Origin of the sequence: Desulfitibacter alkalitolerans DSM 16504 (genome assembly GCF_000620305.1) — a bacterium.
Lineage (GTDB): Bacteria > Bacillota > DSM-16504 > Desulfitibacterales > Desulfitibacteraceae > Desulfitibacter > Desulfitibacter alkalitolerans.
In genome coordinates, this window is sequence record NZ_KK211103.1 from 87,787 (window position 1) to 110,218 (window position 22,432).

A 22,432-nucleotide genomic window follows, 5' to 3' on the forward strand; every position below is an offset into this window, starting at 1 on the left:
AGCTTGCTGCTACATGTGTTTTTTAACTTAATAAAAGTCTAACATTAGTCCTTTAGATAGTATTAATAAAATTATTTAATGAGGTTGCTAAATCTATGGATATTGAATATTGTAGTAATATCTTTAGATAATTTTTATATATCTTTTGAATTTTAAAAATGAAAAAAACACCTGATGTTTCAGGCGTTTTTGGCTGATGATCGTATTTTAAACCAGGCATTTTTATTTTAGTTTTGAAAATTTTCTTCTATATTCAGAGGGGCTAATGCCCACCTTCCTTTTAAAAATTGCTGTTAAATAACTATTGTTATTTAAGCCAACCTCATCTGCAACCTCATCCATAGATATATTCTTATTAATTAGTAGTTCCTTGGCTTTTTTTATTCTAACTTCAGTAATATATTCTGTTATACCCTGACCTGTTATCTTTTTAAAAAGGCTGCTTATATAGGATGGATTGTAATGAACAAAGTCTGCCAGTATGTTTAGGGTAAGTCTGTGTTGATAGTTACCGCATATGAAATTTTTTATTTCTCTAATAAGTAAATTATCATTTAAAACCTCTGCAGTTTCAACATTATCAGGTTCGTTTTTGGATCTGTTAATATTTTCTTCAGTTTTTCTTTCCTCGATAAACTTAATTACGTTTTTAATAGATTCTATTAATTCATTTGGTCGTACCGGCTTAAGCAGATAATCAGCTGCCCTCAGCTTAAGGGCAACATTTGAATAAGAAAAACGGCTATAGGCTGTAATGAAAATAATTTCAATATTATTGTCAAGTTCCTTTATTATTTTTGTAGCTTCAAGTCCATCCATGCCTGGCATCTTGATGTCCATTAGTATTATTTCAGGCTTTGTTGTTTTGAACAGCATTACAGCTTCATTACCACTGGCAGCCTCGGCAACTATTTTTACAGGAAGTTGGCTGCTGGAAATCTGGGTCTTAAGTACCTGTCTCTCTAGTTCCTCATCTTCCACAATAAGAAGCTTATACATAAAATACCTCCTTTTTTGAAGGTAAAATTAACTTGACTTGAGTTTTCCCCCGTGTTCTAGCTAGTTTAACGCCAAAACCCAATCCAAAACAAAGTTGTAATCGGCTATGAACATTGATTAAACCAATGCAGTTTCTTTTGTTCATCTCTTCTACACATTCAGGGAAGCTCTCGATAAGTTCCTCAGGCATCCCCAGGCCGTTATCTTCAACAACAATCTCAATCCGATCCTCTATACTCTTTCCAGTGATTAAAATATAACCATTTCCTGGTTTAGGCTCTATCCCATGGTTACAAGCATTTTCAACTAGAGGCTGAAGGGTTAAGTAGGGTAATTCAATCTCCATTAACCCCTTTTCGATATTAAACTTGTAATCCAACCTGTTTCCAAACCTGATCTTTTTTATATGTAAATAGTTTTCTACATTTCTTAGTTCTTCTTTTAGAGTAACAAGCTCTCCAGCCCTATCAAGGTTGTATCTCATGATTTCAGAAATAGAGTAAACCACATCCAGTGCCTTTTCATTTTGCTTTAAGGTAATCAAACCGGATAATGTATTTAATGTATTAAATAAAAAATGGGGCTGTATTTGTGCCTGAAGATTCTTTAGCTTTGCTAGACGAAGACTATTTTCTAGTTCTGTTTTTGTTTTAGCCTCCAAGATATCATCAATTTTTTCCATTAAATGCCCTTCTTGCTTTTTAGAACGGTATATTAATTCAGTTATGTAGTTCACCACAAGCTGTATCAAATTAGAGACAGCAGTGCATTTCTCATGGGTTATTACTTTTATATCCTTGAATAATTTTACAAGTTTTTCAGAATTATAACCCAAATCTTTGGTAGCCGCCAGCATCTTTTCTATGGCTTTTTCATTGGGAGTTTGTAAATGTAATTGACAACATGTTATTGAACCTAAAAATAAATCCTCAACTATTATTGGCATAGCCATGAGCAGCGCCCCAGTATGACATGGAGATATGGCAATCTGGCCTTTATTTGCAGAATGAAAACCTATTGTTGCATTAGATTCAATGCATCGTCTTAAACCCTTTTCTGTTGAACGTATGTACTTGCAGAATCCGTTAAAGTAGTCATGCTCAAATATAGGAAAACCTAGATTGTCATTAATACCAATGGTAATATCCGTTGCTTTATTAAAGCTTTCAACAATTTGCATCATCTTATCATTTTCTATGAAATGTAAAAGCTCAGGTCTAGGCTTCAATGTTAATACCCCCAATATTGTGCTAGTGGCAACTATACTCCTATTCCCAATTGAGCATTGTAGCTAGGTAAACCTGAGCTGCTTTTAAAAGCTCCTCAATTGCTACCCGTTCATTTTCCTTGTATGCATTGTCCTGCAGCTTTCCCGGTCCAAATATCATTCCTTCAATGCCCATTCTTTTATAAATTGTACATTCTGCTGTTGCTATATAGCCTGAATATATGATAGGAACATCCACCATGGAGCATGACTTAACCATGGTTCTCACCAATTTATCATCGCTGCTTATTTCCCAGGGTTCTCTTCTTTCTATTTCATTTATATCGGCATGAAAATCAGGTATATCCTTCTTTATTGTATCAAAAATAACCTTCATTTCTTTCCATATATCATTATGTGTCTGCCCCGGAACTAACCTTACGTCAACATTAAGGGTACAATTGTCAGGGATAATACCGCTAGCCCCACCTCCATGAATCATTGTTGTCTGCCAAAAGGTTTCCCCCAAGCTTGGATGCTTTTTATGAGAAAAGGAATGGGTTTCCATTTCGTTCATTAATCTTAATGCTCTGTAAATGGCATTTGAACCCGCGCTCTTAACTGAGGCATGTGCTGTCTGTCCATATACGGTTACTTCGGCCCACATCCGGCCTTTACTGCATATTTTTAATTCAAGATTGGTAGGCTCACAGCATACAGCCCTCTCAACATCAGCCAAAATGGGGTTCTCAATAAGCTTTTTTGCTCCTGTCATAAGGTTTTCCTCATCAACAGTGGCTGCTAAAATAACATCTCCCTTGGGCTTTATATTAGACTCGTGAAGGGTACACAAGGCCACCATGGCAGCTGCAAGGCCACCCTTTGCATCTGCTGCACCCCTTCCATAAATGTAGCCGTCATTGATTTGCCCAGCAAATGGATCAAACCTCCAGCGTTTAGCTTCATAAGAACTAACTGGTACCACGTCCATATGACTTGAAAATAAAATAGGCCTTGCTTCACCTTTACCCCTTAACTTTGCAATAACGTTAAATCTTCCTGGCATTACTTTTTGAATCTCCGTCTTTATGCCTTTATGCTCCAAGTAATTTTTAACGTATCTTCCAACCTTGCATTCAAGGCCGGGGGGGTTAACACTTGGTATTTGTATTAGATGTTGGGTAACATTAATCAACTCATCCAAACTTATTGAGTCAATGGCTTTATTTATTTCATTATTTTCGTAATCATTCATGTTTAACTCCTTACTAAATTTTAAATGATACAAATTTAACTTGCTGATTTTTATTTTATCAAAACTTACTGCCAATTACAAAGCAAAAAACCTTGGAAACCAATATACATAACAATTGGCCCATTTTGTGCGTGTACATAATACAGGTAAAAAGGACCAATCCATTAATTGCTTATTTTTTGTTAAAAATTATTCACCACATTTTGCTACAGCTTTTATTTCTTTTAATGCCTTTTTATCCTCTTCACTGAACCACTTTGTAGTTACGCATTTGACCTGGGTATAGAAAGCAATGCCATCCTTGCCCTTGGCATGGAGATCACCAAATAAAGATTCCTTGTGCCCAGAGAAGTGAAAACCAGGTGCCACTGCTGGTATGACCACATTTATGCCTATCATACCTCCATGAGTTCTAGTCACAAATTCTCTTGCGTAATGCCATTTTGAGTAAATATCACAGAGCCGTTGTCAAAGCGATTTGCATTAGCTATTTTCAAGCCTTCCTCAAAATTCTTAACTCTTTTCACACATAAAACAGGACCAAATATTTCCTCGTCACCAACACACATGCCAGGCTTAACGTGATCAAAAATGGTCGGTCCTATATAATACCCATTTCAAATCCTTCAACCGATGCACCCCTACCGTCTAATACCAACTCAACTCCTTGGGCTATACCCTTTTCAATCCAATCAGCCACAGATTTCTTTTGTTCCTCTGATATAACTGGTCCAAGCATAGTGCAATCTCTATAAGCCGGTCCTATTTTTTTGTTCCTTGGCAAACCTGATTATATGCTCTATAAACTCATCTGCAATTTCTTCCTCCACACATACTACAGGTAGTGCCATACACCGCTGACCGGCTGCTCCAAAGGCAGAGACTACTATCCTGTGGGCTGTCAACTCGAGCTCACAATCCCTAAGTACAAGGGCATGGTTTTTGCCTCACAAAGGGCCTGAACCCTTTTGCCATAGGCAGCTGCTGTAGAGTATATATGCATTCCAACAGTTGTTGAGCCTACATAATTTTTATAGTTTTCATGAGTTTTCATAGTAAAATGCCTCCCTTACATAGTGAATAATGTAAATAATTAAAACAGAAACCACTCACTATTTAGAGGTATGATGACAAACATAGGGTATTCTTTTCCCTCAATGTTGTCTCGTCCTCATTATAATGAGTGGTTTAGATTATTAACTACTTACCAATTTCTATGATCCAGTGCTGCATATTTTGGAAGGAAACGTGTTGGTAAAGCTAGAGCATCCTTTCTAAAGGGAGGTGCAAGCTGTGTTCCATCAACCATGAATTCTAATACTACTGGAACTTTTGCACTTGCAGTGAATGCTTCTTCTAATGCAGCTGGGATTTGCTCTGGTGTTTCAACTTTAATGCCCTTGCCTCCCATAACTTCTCCAAGTTTTGCCCAGCTTGGAGCTTTAATGTCAGCACCTACAAATCTGTTATTGTAGAAGTCTACCTGGTTCTTCTTCTCTGCTGCCCATGCTCCATTGTTGAATACACAGGCGATTACGGGTAGGTTTTGTTCTACTGCTGTCATAATTTCGTAGAAGCTCATTCCCCAAGCTCCATCTCCAACAATTGCTAATACTGGACTTTCTGGCTTTGCTAATTTTGCTCCTAATGCAGCTTGTAAAGCAAAACCTGTATTTCCAAAGGTTAAGCATGCCACATGGGTTTTTGGCTTTGTAAATCTCATGTAGCTGTTTGCTGTTGAAGATACGTTTCCAATGTCTGTTGTTACGATTGTATCTGCTGGTTTAAACTTTGCTATTTCATAAAGAGCTCTTCTTGGGTTAATTGGATTACCATCTTTCATTGCTAATTCATAGATTTCTTTGTCCCAAGCTTCTTGCTTTTCTTTGATTTTAGCCATTCTTGCTTCATCTACTGATCTGTCTTCCTGGCTCTTTAAGATATTTAAAATTTCTTGTGCTGCGATTTTAGCGTCCCCTACTATTCCTACTTCTACTGGGTGTCTTCTTCCAATTTGTTTTGGATTAATGTCTATTTGAATTATCTTTTGTTCTCCTGTGAAGTATGTGGTGTCGTATTGTGGCAGTGTGCCAAATACTGATAGTCTTGTTCCTACTGCCAGGATTACATCTGCTTCTTTGATTGAATTCATTGCTGCTTTTGAACCCATATAGCCTATTGGGCCTACCCAGTATGGATTATCTGCTGGGAATGCATCATTGTGCAGATATGATACTGCTACTGGTGCTGTTAGGTATTTTGCTAGTTCTGCTACTACTTCTAAGGCTCCTGCGTCTACTGCACCTCTTCCTGATAGGATTACTGGATTTTTAGCTTCTGATAATACTTTTGCTGCCTGCTTTAAGATTTCTACATCAGGTATAAGCTTAGTTGTGGGACGATACTTTTCTGGTGGCAATATTTCATCTTCTAATTCACCATAAAAATAGTTTCTTGGTATGTCTAAGTACACTGGTCCTCTATCTGCATGCATTATTCTAAATGCTGTTCTTACACAATCTGCTGCTCTGCTTGGATGTGGAATGCCAAAGGATGCTTTTGTAATTGGCTTAAAGATTGGCACCTGATCACATTCCTGGAAACCATCCCAACCGATTGTTGGTGTGCCAGCTGATGGGCCAAGTACTAGCATAGGTGTATGGGCAAGGTTTGCTGTTGCCACACTAGTAACAAGGTTTGTAACTCCAGGGCCATTTTGTCCTATACATACTCCAACCTTACCTGATATTCTTCCATAAGCATCCATCATATGTCCTGCTGTATGCTCGTCTCTTACTGGTATAAATTTAATCCCTGCTGCTGGAAATAAGTCCAGCATGTCCATGAATGCTGATCCTACTATACCAACACAATACTCTACTCCTTCAGCTAACAATTGTTCTACTATAGCTTCGCTAGGTGTCATTTTAACTTTTGCCATTTTTTATTCCTCCTATGTTTATATGATTTTCTGACTTCTATACTATATACTTAACTTTAAACTGGATTCTTCTCCAATGCAATCTTAACTGCTCCTACAATCTTGTCTATTTCTTCTTTGGAAACTATCAGCATAGGTGCAAAGCCTAACACATTGTTTAAGTTTGGGACACTTCGGTTCATCTTTCCTATGAGTACACCTTCCGCCTTTGCTCCTGCTACTATCTTATTTAGATATGCTTCAGATACTGGGACCTTTGTAATTTTGTCCTCAACTAACTCGATTCCTGCAAAAAGCCCCTTTCCTCTTATATCTCCCACCATTGGAAAACTTTCAAGCTCCTTTAAAGCACCAATAAAGTATTCTCCCATTTCCCTGGCTCTTTCACAGAGATTCTCACCTTCAATAATTTTGATATTTTCAAGGGCAGCAACTGCACAACCTGCACAACCACCATAGGTACTTATATCTCTAAAGTAAGCTAGTTTATCTGTTGGTTCATTGACAAACTGGTCAAATATTTCTTGTTTTGTCATTGTTGCTGAAATTGGCAGATAGGAGCTTGCCATTCCCTTTGCCATGGTGACAATGTCAGGGTCTACTTCAAAGTGCTCATGGCCAAACCATGTTCCTGTTCTAGCAAATCCATTTACTACTTCGTCCATAATTAACAATACTTCATACTTTTTACATATGTCCTGAACGATTTTAAAATACTCGTCTACTGGTACAATGATACCTCCACCTGCAGTAATGGGTTCAACAATATATGCTGCGACTGTATCAGGACCCTCTTTTTTGATAGTCTCTTCTAATGCATATGCACATTCAAGACTACATCCTGGATAAGTCTTACCAAAATGGCATCTATAGCAGAGTGCATGAGGAATTTCAACAAAGCCAGGAACTAATGGACCATACATGGCTCTTCTTTCATCTTGACCTGTAGCACTTAATGCAGCTATTGTAGTTCCATGGTAATCTCTATTGCGGTAAATTATCTTGTACTTATCCTTATCATTGTATTTTAGTCTGAAATACTGTCTGCTCATTTTAAAGGCTTTTTCGTTAGCCTCTGAACCACTATTTGATAAGAAAACCTTCTGTAGTCTTGGTAATAAATCAGTTAATTTTTTAGCAAGTTTGATAGTAGGAATGTTTCCCAGTGCTAATGCATAATAGGGCATCTGTTTAAGCTGCTCATATACTGCTTCAGCAATACTGTCTCTTCCATACCCAACGTTTACGCACCATACTCCCCCTGAGACTGCATCTAGATACTCCCTGCCTGTATGATCCTTTAACATACACCCTTTCCCTTCAACCATAATTGGGGGAGCTTGATCTTTAAAAACACTATGCTGAGTCAAATGGTGCCAAAGGTGTTCTATATCCTGCTGTTCCAGTTCTCTGAAATCTACTTTAGTTTTACTATCCACCTTAATTACCTCCTTGATAAATTTACAGTACAAAATTCATAACCTTAAAAAAAGCTTAACATTAAGCATATGGATAGTATTAATAAAATTATTAAATGGGCTTGCTAAATCTATGGATATTAAACTTTTTTATAAAATCTTTAGATAAATTGTAAGATTATTTTGATTCTCTAGCTTATTCAAATAAATATCACACTTGCTAGCAGCCTATTAGCCAGTTAATTATTTTATAGAAGAAAATCAACAGTTTAATGTAGACACTAGCCGTTATTAATTTCAAATAATGTTTAATTGCCAGTAAGGTTAGCTATCAAAAGCCTAGTAATGCTAAGTTCTCTACTGTAGACATTATTGATTACCTGGTTGACGCAATTATTTTAGGTACGGGAGAAACATTAGATACAGGGAAAAACTGTTTTGGGATGAAGAAAGAATAAGTCAATAGGAGCAGTTTGATGGCTATTATGCCATAATAACCAGTGAACTAGATGAGTCTAATAATCAGAAATATATAGAGGACTTTGGAGAATAGAAGAATCATTTAAAATAACAAAAAGCAACTTGGATGCAAGACCTGTCTATCTTACAAGAATGGATCACATTAATGCGCATTTTTTAATTTGCTTTATAGCTTTAGTAACTGCAAGGGTTGTTGAAATCCGCTTACATAACAAATACTCCATAGAAAAAATCCATAATTCTTTACGCTCTGTTTCTTGTAGTCATATAGATTTAACCATTATCTCTTTGATTATGCTGATGAGGATATGATGACATATGACGTTTTTAATCTTAATATTGGACAAAAAATTATAACTCTTAGTGATATGAAAAAATTTTTAAAATGGTTAAAAACGTTGATTTAGTACTACAACTTTATGGCAAAAATAAAATCAATAGAAGCTTTCATTTTAAAGGCTTTATGGATATTTTTATTGGTTTTTGCTTCTGAAGAGTAGGATAATAAATATAGCTCACTTACAGTATTAATCTCAACAATAAGAACGTCTTATCAACTATATTCATGGCACATTAGATATGTGCTATATTGATATATTGAAAGGAACGTTTTATTTAGCCTAACAAAAACCGCCCATTTAATTAGGACGGTAATTTATATCTGTTGAGGATAAAGTTGTGTTTGAAATAATGGACCTTGCAATACTGGCTTTAGCTTTATCGTAAGTTTCAAAAAGCTCTTGCGCACGATCTGGATTAGCATACACCTTCCAGTATCTGCACATAAGGCTGTTCTTGCCTTCATTTTTTATAAAACCCTGAATATCCTCAATGGGATAACCAAGAAATATGCCTACTTCATCGGGACATGAACAGGAGAACCTCTCTCTCAAAAGCTGAAGCTTTTCTTCTAATGTCATATGGCCTTCATATCCTAAACCATCTAAAAAAACCTGACTACTGGGCTTTGACAGATACCATTCAAGAAGTTCTTTTTTATAAAACAGAACTATTAAACTTTCAAATTTTTCCCTGAGTTCAATATATTCAAGATCAAACTCTTTACAAATTTCATCTTTATAAAATTTCCACAGCTCTATACGGTTTTTTCTGCCAATGGTAAAATTTATTAAGGAGGCGGGTTTTAAACCTTTTACAGTGGGAGCAGCATTATAGGCTATCATAGCTGAAATATAATTCTTTCCTTCTAGACTATTTGCTGTTTTCACATACTGATGCTTGATATACTTATCCATGCTAAATACCCCTTAGAATTTTTAATAGAAAACTTGGCTTTCGCCAAGCCTTTTGGCGCCAGCGAAAGCCTTAGTTGCACTTATACTTTCTGATAGTGTAAAATATATTTGTTCCTGTTCATTAGTATTTTCATCCCTGGTTATTCTTAATAAACATAAACTAAGTTTTTGATTTCCTATGTTCTGGTAACAAATACCTAATAAAACTAATAACTAAAACTATTATAAATGATAACGATTTTCATTGTCAATTATTTTTTAGTTAAAGAGGCATTAATCCCAAAGTAATCTTATATAATTTTGTTTTACTTAAAAAGGAGGTAATACAATTAATGAAAAGGAGAATTAGTTCTGTTACTAAAAAGGGACAGGTCACTATTCCTCAAGTTGTAAGAGAAAAGTTGGAGATAAATTATGGAGATAAAGTTGAGTTCATCATTGATGGTAATAACCAAGTAAAGATTAGGCCCATTAAGACAAATCTTGAGAATATCTATGGTGTATTAAAAGACAAAAACGTTACTGAACTTGCTATACTTAAGACAGTCTTTACAATGCTTAAAAACCTGCCCAAGGGGGATATCTAGTCCACAAACACATATTATAAACTAGTATTAAGTTAAATTTAACCATAGATTTCACCTGATAACCTAGAATATATTCTGGTTCCTGAACTTACTGTACTGCAAAGGTGTTCAAATATTTGCTCCTGGGGATGAGCCTGTTTGGCAACATGGATAACTGAATAGTCCTTTGTATCAACTAGCCTTCCATCCTCATGCTCCACCTTAATACAGTCGGACATGCCCAATGTATTCACTAATCTTCGTGCAGCTTCAACAGATTTTATATCATTGTCAATCACCTTAACCTCTGCACCTGTCATGCAAACTATTTCCATAGCTGTACATGGCAGAGGACCACCGCCTATAAATAAGACTTTATCCTTATCTGTTATTTTACATATTTCAACCTCTTTTTTAACTAAATATCTATAATACACTCTAAAGATAATAACCATAATAGGCAGCCTACTGACTGCTTTTTCGGTTTGCTTTGTTATTTCGGTCACCAAAGACATAGCTTTCACCGTCCATTTACTAGCAAGTGGTGCCATTTATAAGAAGTTATAAAAACTATTTAGCAGCCTTAACAGTTTCGGTAGGTATGACAATACTGCTTTTAGCCCTTGACAGAGCTATACAACCCGCAACTATAAGGGTTCCACCTATAACTGTTAGCCAGTCTGGTATTTCAGCAAAGAAAAGAAAGCCCCACATAGCATTAAATACAATGCCAATATAACGGACTACCTCTACAACTGCTGCGCTTTGATGGGTAAAGGCCTTGGTCAAGAATACTTGGGCCAGTAAAGAAACAACACCTATACAGACCAGATAGAACAATTCTAATGTTGTAGGCACTACAAAGCAATTCCACATTAATGGAACTGATATCAGCGTGGCTGCTGCCATGAAATAGAATATAATTTCATAGGTATGATGCTTTTTGCTTAGGTAACGAATACTAGTTGCAGCACCTGCTGCCAGTACGGCTGCAAGTATACCCGCTAGGGCATATACGGAATATGTAGAGTAATTGAAGGGCTTAATCATAAAAATAACGCCTAAGAATACTATTGGTAAAATCATAAAGGCCTTTTGGGACAGTCTCTCCTTGAGCAAAAAGGCTGCCAGGAGTATAACAAAGACTGGAGATAAATTTACCAAAATAATTGCGTCTATTAAAGGTATTTTAGAAATTGTATAGAAATAGGCCAGCATATACAGGCCACCCAGCAGACCCCTTAGGGAAAGCATTGGGATTCCTTCTCTGGAAAACTTCACTTTACTGTATTTAATTAAAATTAGAATGATTACGGTTCCGATAATACTTCTAAAAAAGACTATTTCAGAAGCAGGAATGGTGAAGCTAACTGCCTTTACTAGAGCATTCATAATACTAAAAATCAAAGAGGATAAAATTGCTAGAATAACTCCGTTTGTCATGTTTCATCTCCACTAATCGTTTATTCTTATTTTGTTTTACCACATACAATCCCTGAAGCAACATATCAAACACCTCGAAATTCTGGCATCTATCCTGTTATAAGATGACATGCACATATGTGTCCTTTACTTATCTGGACTAATTGAGGTTCAGCCTCTTTACACTTTTCCATAGCATTAGGGCACCTTGGATGAAATCTGCATCCCATGGGTATGTCAATAGGACTAGGTGGTTCACCTTCTACGAGGTCTAAGGACTTTTTACTATCTATGTTTTTTATAGAAAAAACTGAGGTAATTAGGGATTTTGTATAGGGATGCAGTGTATCTTTATTTAGCGTGCTGCTGTCAATAACTTCAACAACTTTACCTAGATACATTACTGCAATTCTATGGCTTACATGTTGAACTAACGCGAGATCATGGGATATAAAAAGGTAAGATAACCCCAGCGTTTTTCTTAAAGCTAATAACAGGTTAATTATCTGAGACTGTATTGACACATCCAGATTGGCAGTGGCCTCATCACAGATAACTAGTGACGGATTTAAAGCCAGAGCCCTAGCAATGGCAATTCTCTGGCGCTGCCCCCCACTTAACTCATGGGGAAATCTGCCCATATAGCTTTTATCCAAACCTACCAGTTCCAGCAATTGAATTACCCTCTCATCTCTATTTTTTGCTGCTGATTTAAAGTTGTCTAATGGTTCCTTGACTACTGCACCTATCTTCATCCTTGGATTCAATGATGAATAGGCGTCTTGAAATACCATTTGAATGCTGCTTCTAAATCTTCGAAGGTTCTCACCCTGCAATTTCGTAATTTCCTCACCTTTGAAGAATATCCTTCCACTTGTAGGTTTTTCCAAATGTAAAAGTACCCTAGCAAGGGTGCTCTTGCCGCACCCACTTTCTCCTACCAACCCTAATGTTTCACCATGATTAATACATAGATTTACACCATCTACAGCCCTTACCAGACTTTTGTGTTTACCAAATAAAGATGTGCTATTATAATAGTGTTTTGCCATATTTTCCAGCTCTAATAGAGGGGCTTTTTTTATCATTAAATTGCAGCAGCCTCCCTGTATTCTTTACTTACAGTCTCAACCTTATGACAAAACACTGTTTGACCCGGAGTTATTTCTACGGGAAGAGGAGGTTTGGAGTTACAGGTCCTGTCTGCAAAGCTGCATCGTGGAGCAAAAGTACACCCAATTGGTAAATCTAGAAAATCAGGAGGCTGCCCTTTAATTGAAAACAATTTTTTATTTCTAGGCGGGTTTATTACAGGAACAGAAGATAATAGGGCTCTGGTATAGGGATGCCTGGGCTGATTTATAATTTCATGCTTGGCTCCTAACTCCACCATTTGACCCGCATACATGACACCTATCCTATCAGCCATATGGGCAACTACTCCCATATTGTGAGTTATGAGAATTATGCTGGTTGAAAATTTGTCTGATAGCTTTTGCATTTCTGCAATAATTTGGGCCTGTACAGTTACATCCAAAGCACTAGTTGGTTCATCAGCAATTAAAATATCTGGTTCCAGGGCCATGGCCATTGCTATAGTAACCCTCTGCTTCATTCCTCCGCTTAATTGAAAGGGAAAATAATTAATAACCCTGTCGGGGTTTGGTAGGCTCATTTTTGAAAGCATATCTATAGCTCTCTCTCTGGCTTGAGTTTTTGTAATAGGAAAATGACAGCACAGAGTCTCTATGAACTGCGTTCCTATTCTTCTAACAGGGTTTAATGTAGATCCTGGTTCTTGAAAAATCATGGCAATACTTTTACCTCTATAACTTCTTCTTTCTGTCTTGGATAGGCTAAAAATGCTTTTATCTTTAAAGTTAATGTCACCGTCAATTACCTTACCACCTGGAGGCAGCATTCCCAACAGAGATAAAACTAAAGTAGTCTTGCCTGAACCGCTCTCTCCAACAATGCCCAACACCTCTTTTTCATTTAAAGAAAAGCTAAGGTCTCTAATCACCTTAATAGGGCCTGTAATACTATCGTATTGTATGGATAGATTATTAACTCTTAATATAGGCCTGCAGCTTTCATTAAGGGCAGTCATGAATATCTCTCCCTTTGGTAATTGCTATGGGGTTCTTAAAACCCCATAGCAAGAATTCTTAATATAATGTCAACTTTACAGAATACCTAACGTAAGACTTATTCCATACGAACAGACTCATTTAACAAGTAGAAATCAGACGGATGGGTTGACATGTTTTTGACACTTGAATCAACAACTAATACGTTCATAGGGTATACAAGGAAAATAAATCCTGCATCGTCTAGAATAATCTGCTGAGCCTCTTTAGCAATTCTATATCTATCCTGCATATTATAGGCAGTTTTAAGCTCATCAATTTTGGCGTCCAGTGCTGGATTGCTGTAGCCGCCAAAGTTTGAGCTTGCCCCGGTCTTGAAAACTATTTCTAAGAAGTATTGGGGATCCCCTGTAGTTGCTGTATTCATGCTGTAAATGGAGGTATCAAAGGCTTTTTCTCCAAGATAGCTGGAAATGTTTTCAATAACCTCAATATTCACCTTCACGCCAATGTCTTTGAGCTGTGCCTGTACTACTTCAGCTATTATTGGGAGCTCAGGTCTACCCCTATAGGTTGCCAGGGTAAATTCAAGAGTTTCACTGCCCTTTTTAAATACTCCATCGGAACCTAATGTCCATCCAGCCTCTTCAAGCATATCTTTAGCTTTTTCAGGCTCATAGCCATATCCCTTTAACTGCTCACCACCAAAGGGCATCACTAATGGAAATGGTCCAACTCCGGGAACTCCCATGCCCATCATTATGCTGTCCACAATACTTTCCCTATCTACGGCCATGCTTATTGCTTTTCTTACTGCAGGATCATTAAATAGGGGATTCTTAAGGTTAAAAATAATCATATGTGTACGTGCTGTTGATCTGCTTAAAACCTCAAAATCACTGCTGTTCATAAAAATATCTAAACTGGCAGCAGGAAGGCCAAGGGCAGCATTTACTTCTCCTGCTTGGAGTGCCATAACCCTTGTGTTTGCATCTGGAATATGCTTAAAGGTCACTTTCTCTAAGTAAGGCTCTTTGCCCCAATAGTTTTCATTCTTTTCAACAACTAGCTCTGCATCTTTATCGAATTTAACCAACCTAAATGGTCCTGTTAAAACAGGCATTTCTTCAAAGTTGCCAGCATTTACATCTAGAATGGTAACAGATGGTGATGCTAGATTTGCAATAAGGGCTGGATTAGGATCATTTGTTTTAATAATTATGCCATTGTCTGCAGCTTCAATATGATCAATATCAAGCAAACCAGCAGCAGTTGCATTAATTTCAATGGCACGGTCAATAGAAGCCTTTACGGCCTCTCCAGTTAATTTTTCCCCTGTACTAAAGGTAACACCATCCTTAATTTTGATTTCCCATGTAAGCTCATCCAACTGCTTCCAAGAATCTGCTATCCATGGCACTATTTCCATTTTATCATTTGCCTTAACCAAGGTTTCTCCTAGTCCATACTTAATGGTATACCAACCATTCCATCCTTCTGCAGGATCCATTGTGCTAGGAAACCACTGTTCGCCTACAACCAATTCCTGTTTAACAGGAACCTCTGCTTCTGGCTGTGACTTTGGTTCTTCACTCTTAGAACCGCAGCCTGTCAGCAACCCAATCACAAAAAATATACACAACACTAATACAATAATTTTCTTAATGTCTTTGTACACCTAACCTTTCCTCCTTTTTTTCATAATTTATGAATTTATTATCTACCCCATGGACAAGCGGCAATGCATTTACCACAATTACCAATACCATGCCTGCTTTTAACGTAATCGAAATAATCATCACATGCCTTTGGATCAAACCTTTTTGAGAGTATGTCATCTGGGTTAAATGCTACACCTATAATTGCCTGAGGAGTGCAAGCTTTTACACAGGCCGTACAGCTGCCGCACTTGTTATTCGTTGGGGTGTCTGGTTCAAGAGGTGCGTTGGTTAATATTGTAGCTAACCTCAATCTAGGCCCGACCTGCTCATTAATTAAACAGCATGATTTGCCAATCCAACCTAAACCCGCCAGTGAAGCAGCCAGCTTATGAGAAAAGATACCCTTATATTTATTAGTTAAGAGCTGTTGAGAAGCTGGGATGGGAAACACCTTGTATCCCATCCTTTCAAGATGGTTTGCCAGCAGCAGGGAAATTTCATCCAGCTTTTGGTTTATCACACTATAGTAATAGGAATAAACCTGCTGTGGCCCCTCTTCTAAAAGGCGTATGATTTCTTTTGGAAAGAAAACCCCAATGGAAACTGCTGATGGGTACTTTGAAAATTCAAGTCCATAATTGTCTTTTATGTAAGGCTTGGCTTTTTCCAAATCAGCAACACCAAACAAGTCTGCTCCCATATAATTGGCTTTCTTCCTTAGTTGTTCCTTAAGACTATTGGTTAATATCTCCACCGTGGTCTCCCAATCTAATCTAATAAGTTATTTTCTCGCGAAAACTGCAAATAGTGGTACTTCACTATACATGGTTTTTTGTCTTTCATCATAAACAACGTCATTGATGTTTTCAGCTATATCTATCGTATTAAATCCACACTGGGCTAAGGCTTTTTTATCCCACTCAGGTCTTTTCTCATAGGTCAAAGGTAGTTTTCTAGCCAACTCCTCACATTCTTTGTGCTGATTTGAGGTCACACCATCGGAATAGCCTTTTTTTACTGCCTCTTGTCTGCAGGCCTCATACTTTTCCTGAAGCTGTGGAACCGAGAGACGTAAATACCAGTTAGCATCAAAAACTAAAACTTTTCCTCTTGGGTTAAGAAGTCTATACCATTCAGCATAAGCTTCCATTGGGTTTGGCAGAGTCCAAACTAGATTTCGAGAAATGATTAAATCAAAGCTGCCATCTGAAAGCTCAATTCTATGTGCATCTCCCTTGATTGTGGTTATTTCAAAGCCGGCAAATTGAGCATTTTTTTTAGCCTCTTTAAGCATTTCACTGCTGGTATCTAAGGCTGTGACCTCATAACCAAGTTCAGCCATAATTACTGCAAAAAAGCCAGGACCCGTTCCCACATCTAAAGCTTTAATTGGTCCATCAGTTCCTACATAATCCTTAATAACTGTCTGCCATGCATTTTTTTTAAAAGAGTTCATGTCTTCCTGTATCGCTTCGCTATATCCATTAGCTCTGCCTGTCCAGTACTTTTCAATCCTTGCTTCTAACATTACATCACCCTCTTATGTGAGATTATTTTTTTGAACTTTGGATCCAGGACATCTCGCAGGCCATCACCTACCAGATTAAAGGCCATAACAACTATTAAGATAGCAAACCCAGGAAAAAGCATTAACCAAGGTGCCCTTTGAAAAAAGAATCTACCGTCATTTAACATGGCACCCCATTCTGGATCTGGGGGCTGAGCACCTAATCCCAGGAAAGACAGTCCAGATATTTGTAATATGATAGCCCCCATGTCTAAGGTTGCCAGCACTATTAGGGGAGAAATCATATTGGGCAGTATGTGTCTAAAAATAATGTTTAAATGAGTGCTTCCGCTGACTCTTGCTGCCAGTACATACTCCTTTTCCCGTAGTGATAGAACTAGTCCCCGGGCTATCCTGGCATAACCAACCCAGTTAACAGCAGCTAAAGCTAACATTATATTGATTAAGCTTGGTCCAAGAATGCCAGCTATGCCAATGGCTAAAACAAGTCCTGGAAAGGCCAGAATAACATCTGCAAACCGCATAAAAAGGTTATCGATTTTTCCACCCATATAGCCTGCAGTTGTACCAATCGCAACCCCCAAGGTAAAAATGATGCTTATTACAACAAAGGAAACTCCAAGTGATAATCTTATTCCATATACTATCCTCGTAAATATGCATCTTCCCAGATGATCCGTACCCATTAGAAAATCCTTATCTGGTGGTTTGAGTGTTTGCTTTAAATTCTGTTTATCTGGAGAATAAGGGGTTACATAGGGTGCAAATATACCTAAAAGTACTATACTTAAAATTACTATGAGTCCGATTAGGGCCATCTTATCTTTAGCCAAGCTCCTAATTATGCCTATGTCAAGACCCCCTTCCTAAGCGTATGCGCGGGTCTAAAAACCTATAGGAAATGTCTACGAGAAGGTTTGCCAGTACAAATATTACTGCCATCCACAGAACATACCCCTGAATTACTGGGTAGTCTCGGTTGAAAATAGCCTCAACTGCATATTTACCAACCCCTGGCCAAGAAAACACAGTTTCAACAATCACCGTACCCCCGAGCAAAAAGCCCAGTGACATACCAAGTAGGGTTACAATTGATATAAGTGCATTTTTTAAGGCATGGTTTACAATAACTATCCTTTCCTTTAGTCCCCGAGCCCTTGCCGCCATTATATAATCCTGTCCCAATACCTCTAAAATACTAGCTCTTAATAGTCTAGTATAGGTTGCAGCCATTCCCATACCCAGGGTAACTGCAGGCAATACCAGGCTATCTATGCCATGTCTGCCCATTACCGGGAAAATCGTATATTTCACTGATAGATAATACATTAGTATTAAACCCAACCAAAACGCTGGCATTGATGCACCTAAAAAAGCAAATACTCTGCTTATATTATCAACCCACGTGCCCTTATAAACTGCCGCTAAAACTCCAACAGGCATTGCTATGGCAATCATTACTATTAAAGCAGCAAAGGTTAGTTCAAAGGTTGCCGGAAGCCTATATAATATTTCCTGTGTCACAGGAGTACCAGAATAAAAGGACACACCCAGGTCACCCTTAAGTACCCCACTTAACCAATTTAAGAATTGAACATATTCTGGATCATTTAATCCCATTTGTTGTCTTGTAGCTTCAAGCATCTGTTGGGTAGGTTCAAAGCCAGCCTGTCTAAGTTTTATTTCTGCTGGATCCCCCGGGGCTAGTTTACTTAAACTGTAGGTTAAAAGAGAAACACCAAAAAATACAGGTATCAAGTACAGCAGTCTTTGCAGAATATAGGCACGCACTGTATATCATCTTCCCTTCTAAAACGCTATTTCTAAAACAAAAACCCTTTTGCGGTACATGGCAAAAGGGATACGTCTTAAGGTAATCAAGACAATAAAAAACAACCCTTCCCAAGTCCACGTGGGCAAGCTATTAGTTTATAAAACAAGCAGGTTTCCTGACTTCAGGTCATTGTCAATACTGCGTCTTCCTAGGGCTAATGCCTAGTGACACAAATGCAGCTTGACTACCCTTCACAGTGGCGGGTCCGTGCTGGATTCTAACCAGCTTCCCTCTCTACTTCTCCATGAAGTATCACTTGCTTCATACAAGTATTAAATTATACTATATTTACAGCTTAACAACAAAGATTTGAACTGTCAATTAAGAAATTCCCAAACTAGTTAATTACCTTTTTATTAAGATAGAATTTGAGATTTGCTGTGACCCGACTTCATTAAATAAGAAAATTATTATACAAATATATCCCAAATAATTTTAAACTAAAGATTTTGCCCTTTATATAAGCTTAACACCTTTAAGATGAACAATATCATTCCAGTTTTTAGCTGTTACTGATTCAATGGCTAAAAAGTCCTTTCGAAGAGCTTTGATTTCACCATAAATCTCAATATGTCTTTCAGCATTTTTAATTTCCAAATCATCAAGCTTTAATTTAATATCCTTTATATCGCACTTAACTTCTTTAATATCTTCCTGTATATGTTGAATATCTCCTCGCATGACCTGCTGATTTGTTTTTAACTCTGTAATATCACCTTGCATTTGCTTGATATCTCCACGCATCTGTGTGATATCACCTTGCATTTGCTTGATATCTCCTTGCATTTGCTGTTGATTGCTTCTTAGCTCCGCAATATCACCTTGCATTTGCTTTATGTCTCCGCGCATTTCCTGCTGGCCTTGTAAAATATCTTTTAAAATTCTTTCGATATTATTCATTCTCATTGCTAACCTCCTTTTGATATTAAACCCCCTTGTTTTTATATCTTACAAATATCTAAAAGCTTATATTTTACTATATCTTACCAAGAAAAAAACATATGGTAAAGGAGAAATTTTTTAAGGTCTGACAACTTGGCTGACCGGATTATTAACTAATAAAGACCTTATTTTTCGCAAATCAATGATCCTTTGATTAGCTGAACCTCTAAAAGGAAGCCTAAGGTCTTTTTTGCTAATCTCAAATCTACCATCTATAAGGGTACTGCACTTTTTTAAAAGTTTGATTTTATTCTCATCTCCTTCAGATAAGATTTCTTCAATTATATAGCCCGAGTAAATTAATATATCCTCCACGCCCTTGCTTATTAACCTGGTGGCAAGTTTTTCTAGAACAAAAGCCTGCTCCATGGGCTCTCCTCCAGTAAAAGTTACTCTATTTATTCTCTTATCAAAAGTAAAAAGTTTTTCTACGTCTGTTATTGACATTGATTTTCCATAATGAAAGTCCTGAAGCTTAGGATTATGACATCCCTTGCAAGCAAAATTGCACCCGGATAAAAATAATACCTGCCTGATTCCAGGTCCATCCACAACACTGGTTCTAATGTAATCAGCAATTTGCAAATACATTTTAGTTTCCTTCAAAGTGGATCACCCTGTTTTTCTCTTCTTGTTTTTTTGCATTATTAAATTTATTAAGAGTAGAGAGATATCCAGTAATCCTCCTTATTCTCTTTATTGATTTGCTCTGGCAAACTGGGCAATTGTCTTCATATATAACACCTGAATGACCACATCCACTGCAGCAGTCCACTGGAAAGTTAATTGCAAAATATCCCATATCCTGGGCATGCATTTCTCTTACAATCTGCTCATAAGCTATCAAGTTGTGTTCCATACTGCTCGCCATTTCTACATAGGAAATATGTCCTGCGTTGCAAAATTTATGGTATGGGGCCTCAACCTTGATTTTATCAAATAGAAACATGTTATACTCTACTGGTACATGAAAGGAGTTTGTATACCATTCTTTGTCTGTAATACCTTTAATTACTCCAAATTTTTGAATATCCATCTTTAGAAATTTGCCGCTCAAGCCTTCTGCAGGGGTGGCAAGGAGAGTAAAGTTTAACCCATGTTTAACTGTGGCCTCGTTCACTCTCCTGCGCAAATGCCCTATTATTTCCAACCCTTTGCTTTGAGCTACTTCACATTCACCATGGTGCTTGCCTGTCATGGCTACTAGAATCTCGGCAAGGCCAATAAAGCCCATGCTCAGTGTTCCATTCCTTATGCATGTTTCTATTTTCTCACCAGGCTTAAGGGCATCGCTTCCCAGATAAAGCTCCTCACCAAATAAAAAAGGAAAATCAGTAATTTTTAGATTTTTTTGTATGTCATATCTATGAAGGAGTTGGTCAATAACCAGGTCTACTGTTTCGTCAAGCTTTCTATAAAAATTCTTCCAATTTCCAGCTGCCTCAATACCAATTCTAGGTAGATTGATAGTGGTAAATGAAAGGTTTCCCCTGCCATCTGTCACCTCCGGCCCATTTACATTGGCAATAACCCTTGTACGACATCCCATATAAGCTACTTCGTCCTGGTATTTGGCGTTGAAACTGGCATCTAGATTTATAAATGCAGGAAACAGCCTTTTTCCTGCAACATACATGGCTAGCCTGAATAAATAGTAATTCCTGTCTCCTGGGTTTAGATTAATGCCTGATTTAAGCTTAAAGCCTACATTTGGAAAGATTGGCTGCTCTCCTTTACCCAAGCCCTTTTCATATGCTAACAAGAACTGCTCGGTTATCATTCGACCTCCGTAGGTAGTATCAGTTCCCAGGGCTATGCTGCTAAAAGGTACCTGGGCACCGGCCCTGGAGTGCATTGAGTTGCAGTTGTATATAAAAGCTTCCATTGCTTGAAAGGTCTCTTCTTTGGTTTTTTCATAGGCCAGTTTATTGATTCTTTCATCAATTAAATCCTTAATTAAATCCTTGTCCATATCCTTTGCTCCAGGATATAGTTTAAAAAATTCATTTTTTAACATCTTTCTTTGTCTATTAAATTCAGCATCTACAAAGGGTGCCAAGTCTCTGTCAAAGAAAGCAAAGGATTGCCCTCCATGTTGGTCATTCTGGTTGCTCTGCAGGATTATGCAGGCCAGAGCTGCAGCACTGCGAATAGACTTTGGCTTTCTTATATAGCCATTTCCTGTATTAAAACCTCTATTTAGAAGTCTTCCCAGGGGTATTTGCAAACATGTGAGAGTCTTGCCGTACCAGGATAAATCATGAATATGGATATTGCCTTCCCTGTGGGCCTGTCCATGTTCTGGCTTTAAGACACGCTTTAAATAGAAGTCTGTTGAAGCTGCTTCAGAAATCTGCAGCACCTTTGCCGATGGTGAGTTACTGACATTGGCATTTTCTCTATGGGTTTCCTGCAATATTTCATTGACGGCATTCATCAGGTCTGACCTGGCTTCTCTAATACCACTGCGTTTGTCTCTGTAAAGAATATATGCTTTAGCAGTTTTAGCATGACCCTTTTCTATTAAAACCTTTTCCACGAGGTTTTGAACTTCTTCCACATCTAAAGGCGTATCATAAAAGCTGTAACTAATTACTCTTAAAACCTCCAGGGTAAGACTCTGAGCAGTATTATAATCCTCACCACCAACAGCCCTGGCAGCACTAAATATTGCATCCGTAATCTTCTTTGATTCAAAAGGTGCTATAGTACCATCTCTTTTAACAATTTTTTTAGGTAGTCTTAAATTATTAACTTCCATTGGATTAAATTCACCGGCTAGATTCCTCACATTAATCACTCCTTGTTTCCTTTTCTTGATAAGAAAAACCCT

General features: G+C 37.6%; 19 protein-coding genes, 2 pseudogenes and 1 riboswitch. Of the genes and pseudogenes, 2 read left to right on the forward strand and 19 right to left on the reverse strand.

The window, feature by feature from the left end:
* Positions 1–222: 222 nt before the first annotated feature.
* The 6 genes and pseudogenes from K364_RS0116855 to K364_RS0116895 form a co-directional block, all read right to left on the reverse strand.
* Positions 223–999 (reverse strand): response regulator transcription factor, encoded by a 777-nt coding sequence (locus K364_RS0116855; protein ID WP_028308993.1) that lies wholly within the window; start codon positions 997–999, stop codon positions 223–225.
* Positions 992–2,227 (reverse strand): sensor histidine kinase, encoded by a 1,236-nt coding sequence (locus tag K364_RS0116860; RefSeq protein WP_242841737.1) that lies wholly within the window; start codon positions 2,225–2,227, stop codon positions 992–994. The genes K364_RS0116855 and K364_RS0116860 overlap by 8 nt, the downstream gene beginning before the upstream one ends.
* Positions 2,228–2,267: 40 nt before the next feature.
* Complete coding sequence (locus K364_RS0116865) at positions 2,268–3,461, reverse strand: M20 family metallopeptidase (RefSeq protein ID WP_028308995.1); 1,194 nt, start codon at positions 3,459–3,461, stop codon at positions 2,268–2,270.
* 189 nt (positions 3,462–3,650) lie between these two features.
* Positions 3,651–4,491 (reverse strand): annotated as a pseudogene (locus K364_RS27990) (aldehyde dehydrogenase family protein); the annotation flags it as partial.
* Positions 4,492–4,665: 174 nt separating this feature from the next.
* Entirely contained in the window at positions 4,666–6,402 is a 1,737-nt protein-coding gene (gene xsc / locus K364_RS0116890) for a sulfoacetaldehyde acetyltransferase (RefSeq protein WP_028308997.1), read from the reverse strand.
* A gap of 56 nt (positions 6,403–6,458) precedes the next feature.
* Positions 6,459–7,841, reverse strand: a complete 1,383-nt coding sequence (locus K364_RS0116895) for an aminotransferase family protein (protein ID WP_028308998.1) — start codon at positions 7,839–7,841, stop codon at positions 6,459–6,461.
* A 383-nt stretch (positions 7,842–8,224) separates the two neighbouring features.
* Between K364_RS0116895 and K364_RS27995 the strand changes: the two are divergent.
* Positions 8,225–8,707: pseudogene (locus tag K364_RS27995) on the forward strand (IS1634 family transposase); the annotation flags it as partial.
* A gap of 231 nt (positions 8,708–8,938) precedes the next feature.
* On the opposite strand, the gene K364_RS0116900 reads toward K364_RS27995, so the two are convergent.
* A complete protein-coding gene (locus K364_RS0116900; protein WP_051534167.1) occupies positions 8,939–9,556 on the reverse strand; it encodes a DUF3793 family protein in 618 nt (205 codons plus the stop codon).
* A 332-nt stretch (positions 9,557–9,888) separates the two neighbouring features.
* Between K364_RS0116900 and K364_RS24590 the strand changes: the two genes are divergently transcribed.
* Positions 9,889–10,143, forward strand: coding sequence for an AbrB/MazE/SpoVT family DNA-binding domain-containing protein (locus K364_RS24590; protein WP_051534168.1), 255 nt, complete (start codon positions 9,889–9,891; stop codon positions 10,141–10,143).
* A gap of 38 nt (positions 10,144–10,181) precedes the next feature.
* On the opposite strand, the gene K364_RS0116910 is transcribed toward K364_RS24590, so the two are convergent.
* From K364_RS0116910 to K364_RS0116965, 12 genes are all read right to left on the reverse strand, one after another.
* Entirely contained in the window at positions 10,182–10,637 is a 456-nt protein-coding gene (locus K364_RS0116910; RefSeq protein WP_028309000.1) for a nicotianamine synthase family protein, read from the reverse strand.
* Between the two features lie 55 nt (positions 10,638–10,692).
* Complete coding sequence (locus K364_RS24595) at positions 10,693–11,565, reverse strand: DMT family transporter (RefSeq protein WP_051534169.1); 873 nt, start codon at positions 11,563–11,565, stop codon at positions 10,693–10,695.
* A gap of 89 nt (positions 11,566–11,654) precedes the next feature.
* Positions 11,655–12,632, reverse strand: coding sequence for an ABC transporter ATP-binding protein (locus tag K364_RS0116920; RefSeq protein ID WP_028309001.1), 978 nt, complete (start codon positions 12,630–12,632; stop codon positions 11,655–11,657).
* Positions 12,632–13,654 (reverse strand): ABC transporter ATP-binding protein, encoded by a 1,023-nt coding sequence (locus K364_RS0116925; RefSeq protein ID WP_028309002.1) that lies wholly within the window; start codon positions 13,652–13,654, stop codon positions 12,632–12,634. The genes K364_RS0116920 and K364_RS0116925 overlap by 1 nt, the downstream gene beginning before the upstream one ends.
* Before the next feature lie 98 nt (positions 13,655–13,752).
* Positions 13,753–15,312, reverse strand: coding sequence for an ABC transporter substrate-binding protein (locus tag K364_RS0116930; protein ID WP_028309003.1), 1,560 nt, complete (start codon positions 15,310–15,312; stop codon positions 13,753–13,755).
* A gap of 38 nt (positions 15,313–15,350) precedes the next feature.
* The gene (locus tag K364_RS0116935; RefSeq protein ID WP_028309004.1) at positions 15,351–16,049 is read right to left on the reverse strand and encodes an epoxyqueuosine reductase; all 699 of its coding nucleotides are present in this window, start codon (positions 16,047–16,049) and stop codon (positions 15,351–15,353) included.
* A 27-nt stretch (positions 16,050–16,076) separates the two neighbouring features.
* Positions 16,077–16,823 carry a class I SAM-dependent methyltransferase gene (locus K364_RS0116940; protein WP_028309005.1) on the reverse strand — a complete coding sequence of 249 codons (747 nt, stop codon included), beginning with the start codon at positions 16,821–16,823 and terminating at the stop codon, positions 16,077–16,079.
* Complete coding sequence (nikC, locus tag K364_RS0116945; protein ID WP_242841739.1) at positions 16,823–17,656, reverse strand: nickel transporter permease; 834 nt, start codon at positions 17,654–17,656, stop codon at positions 16,823–16,825. Before nikC ends, K364_RS0116940 begins: the two co-directional genes overlap by 1 nt.
* Before the next feature lie 19 nt (positions 17,657–17,675).
* Positions 17,676–18,614: a nickel ABC transporter permease gene (gene nikB / locus K364_RS0116950; RefSeq protein ID WP_028309007.1), complete on the reverse strand. Its 939-nt coding sequence runs from the start codon at positions 18,612–18,614 to the stop codon at positions 17,676–17,678.
* Between the two features lie 131 nt (positions 18,615–18,745).
* A riboswitch (cobalamin riboswitch) is annotated at positions 18,746–18,932 on the reverse strand.
* Positions 18,933–19,113: 181 nt separating this feature from the next.
* Positions 19,114–19,563 carry a hypothetical protein gene (locus K364_RS0116955; RefSeq protein ID WP_051534170.1) on the reverse strand — a complete coding sequence of 150 codons (450 nt, stop codon included), beginning with the start codon at positions 19,561–19,563 and terminating at the stop codon, positions 19,114–19,116.
* Positions 19,564–19,677: 114 nt separating this feature from the next.
* Complete coding sequence (nrdG, locus tag K364_RS24600) at positions 19,678–20,205, reverse strand: anaerobic ribonucleoside-triphosphate reductase activating protein (protein ID WP_051534171.1); 528 nt, start codon at positions 20,203–20,205, stop codon at positions 19,678–19,680.
* Positions 20,192–22,360: an anaerobic ribonucleoside triphosphate reductase gene (locus K364_RS0116965; RefSeq protein ID WP_028309009.1), complete on the reverse strand. Its 2,169-nt coding sequence runs from the start codon at positions 22,358–22,360 to the stop codon at positions 20,192–20,194. Before K364_RS0116965 ends, nrdG begins: the two co-directional genes overlap by 14 nt.
* Positions 22,361–22,432: the final 72 nt, after the last annotated feature.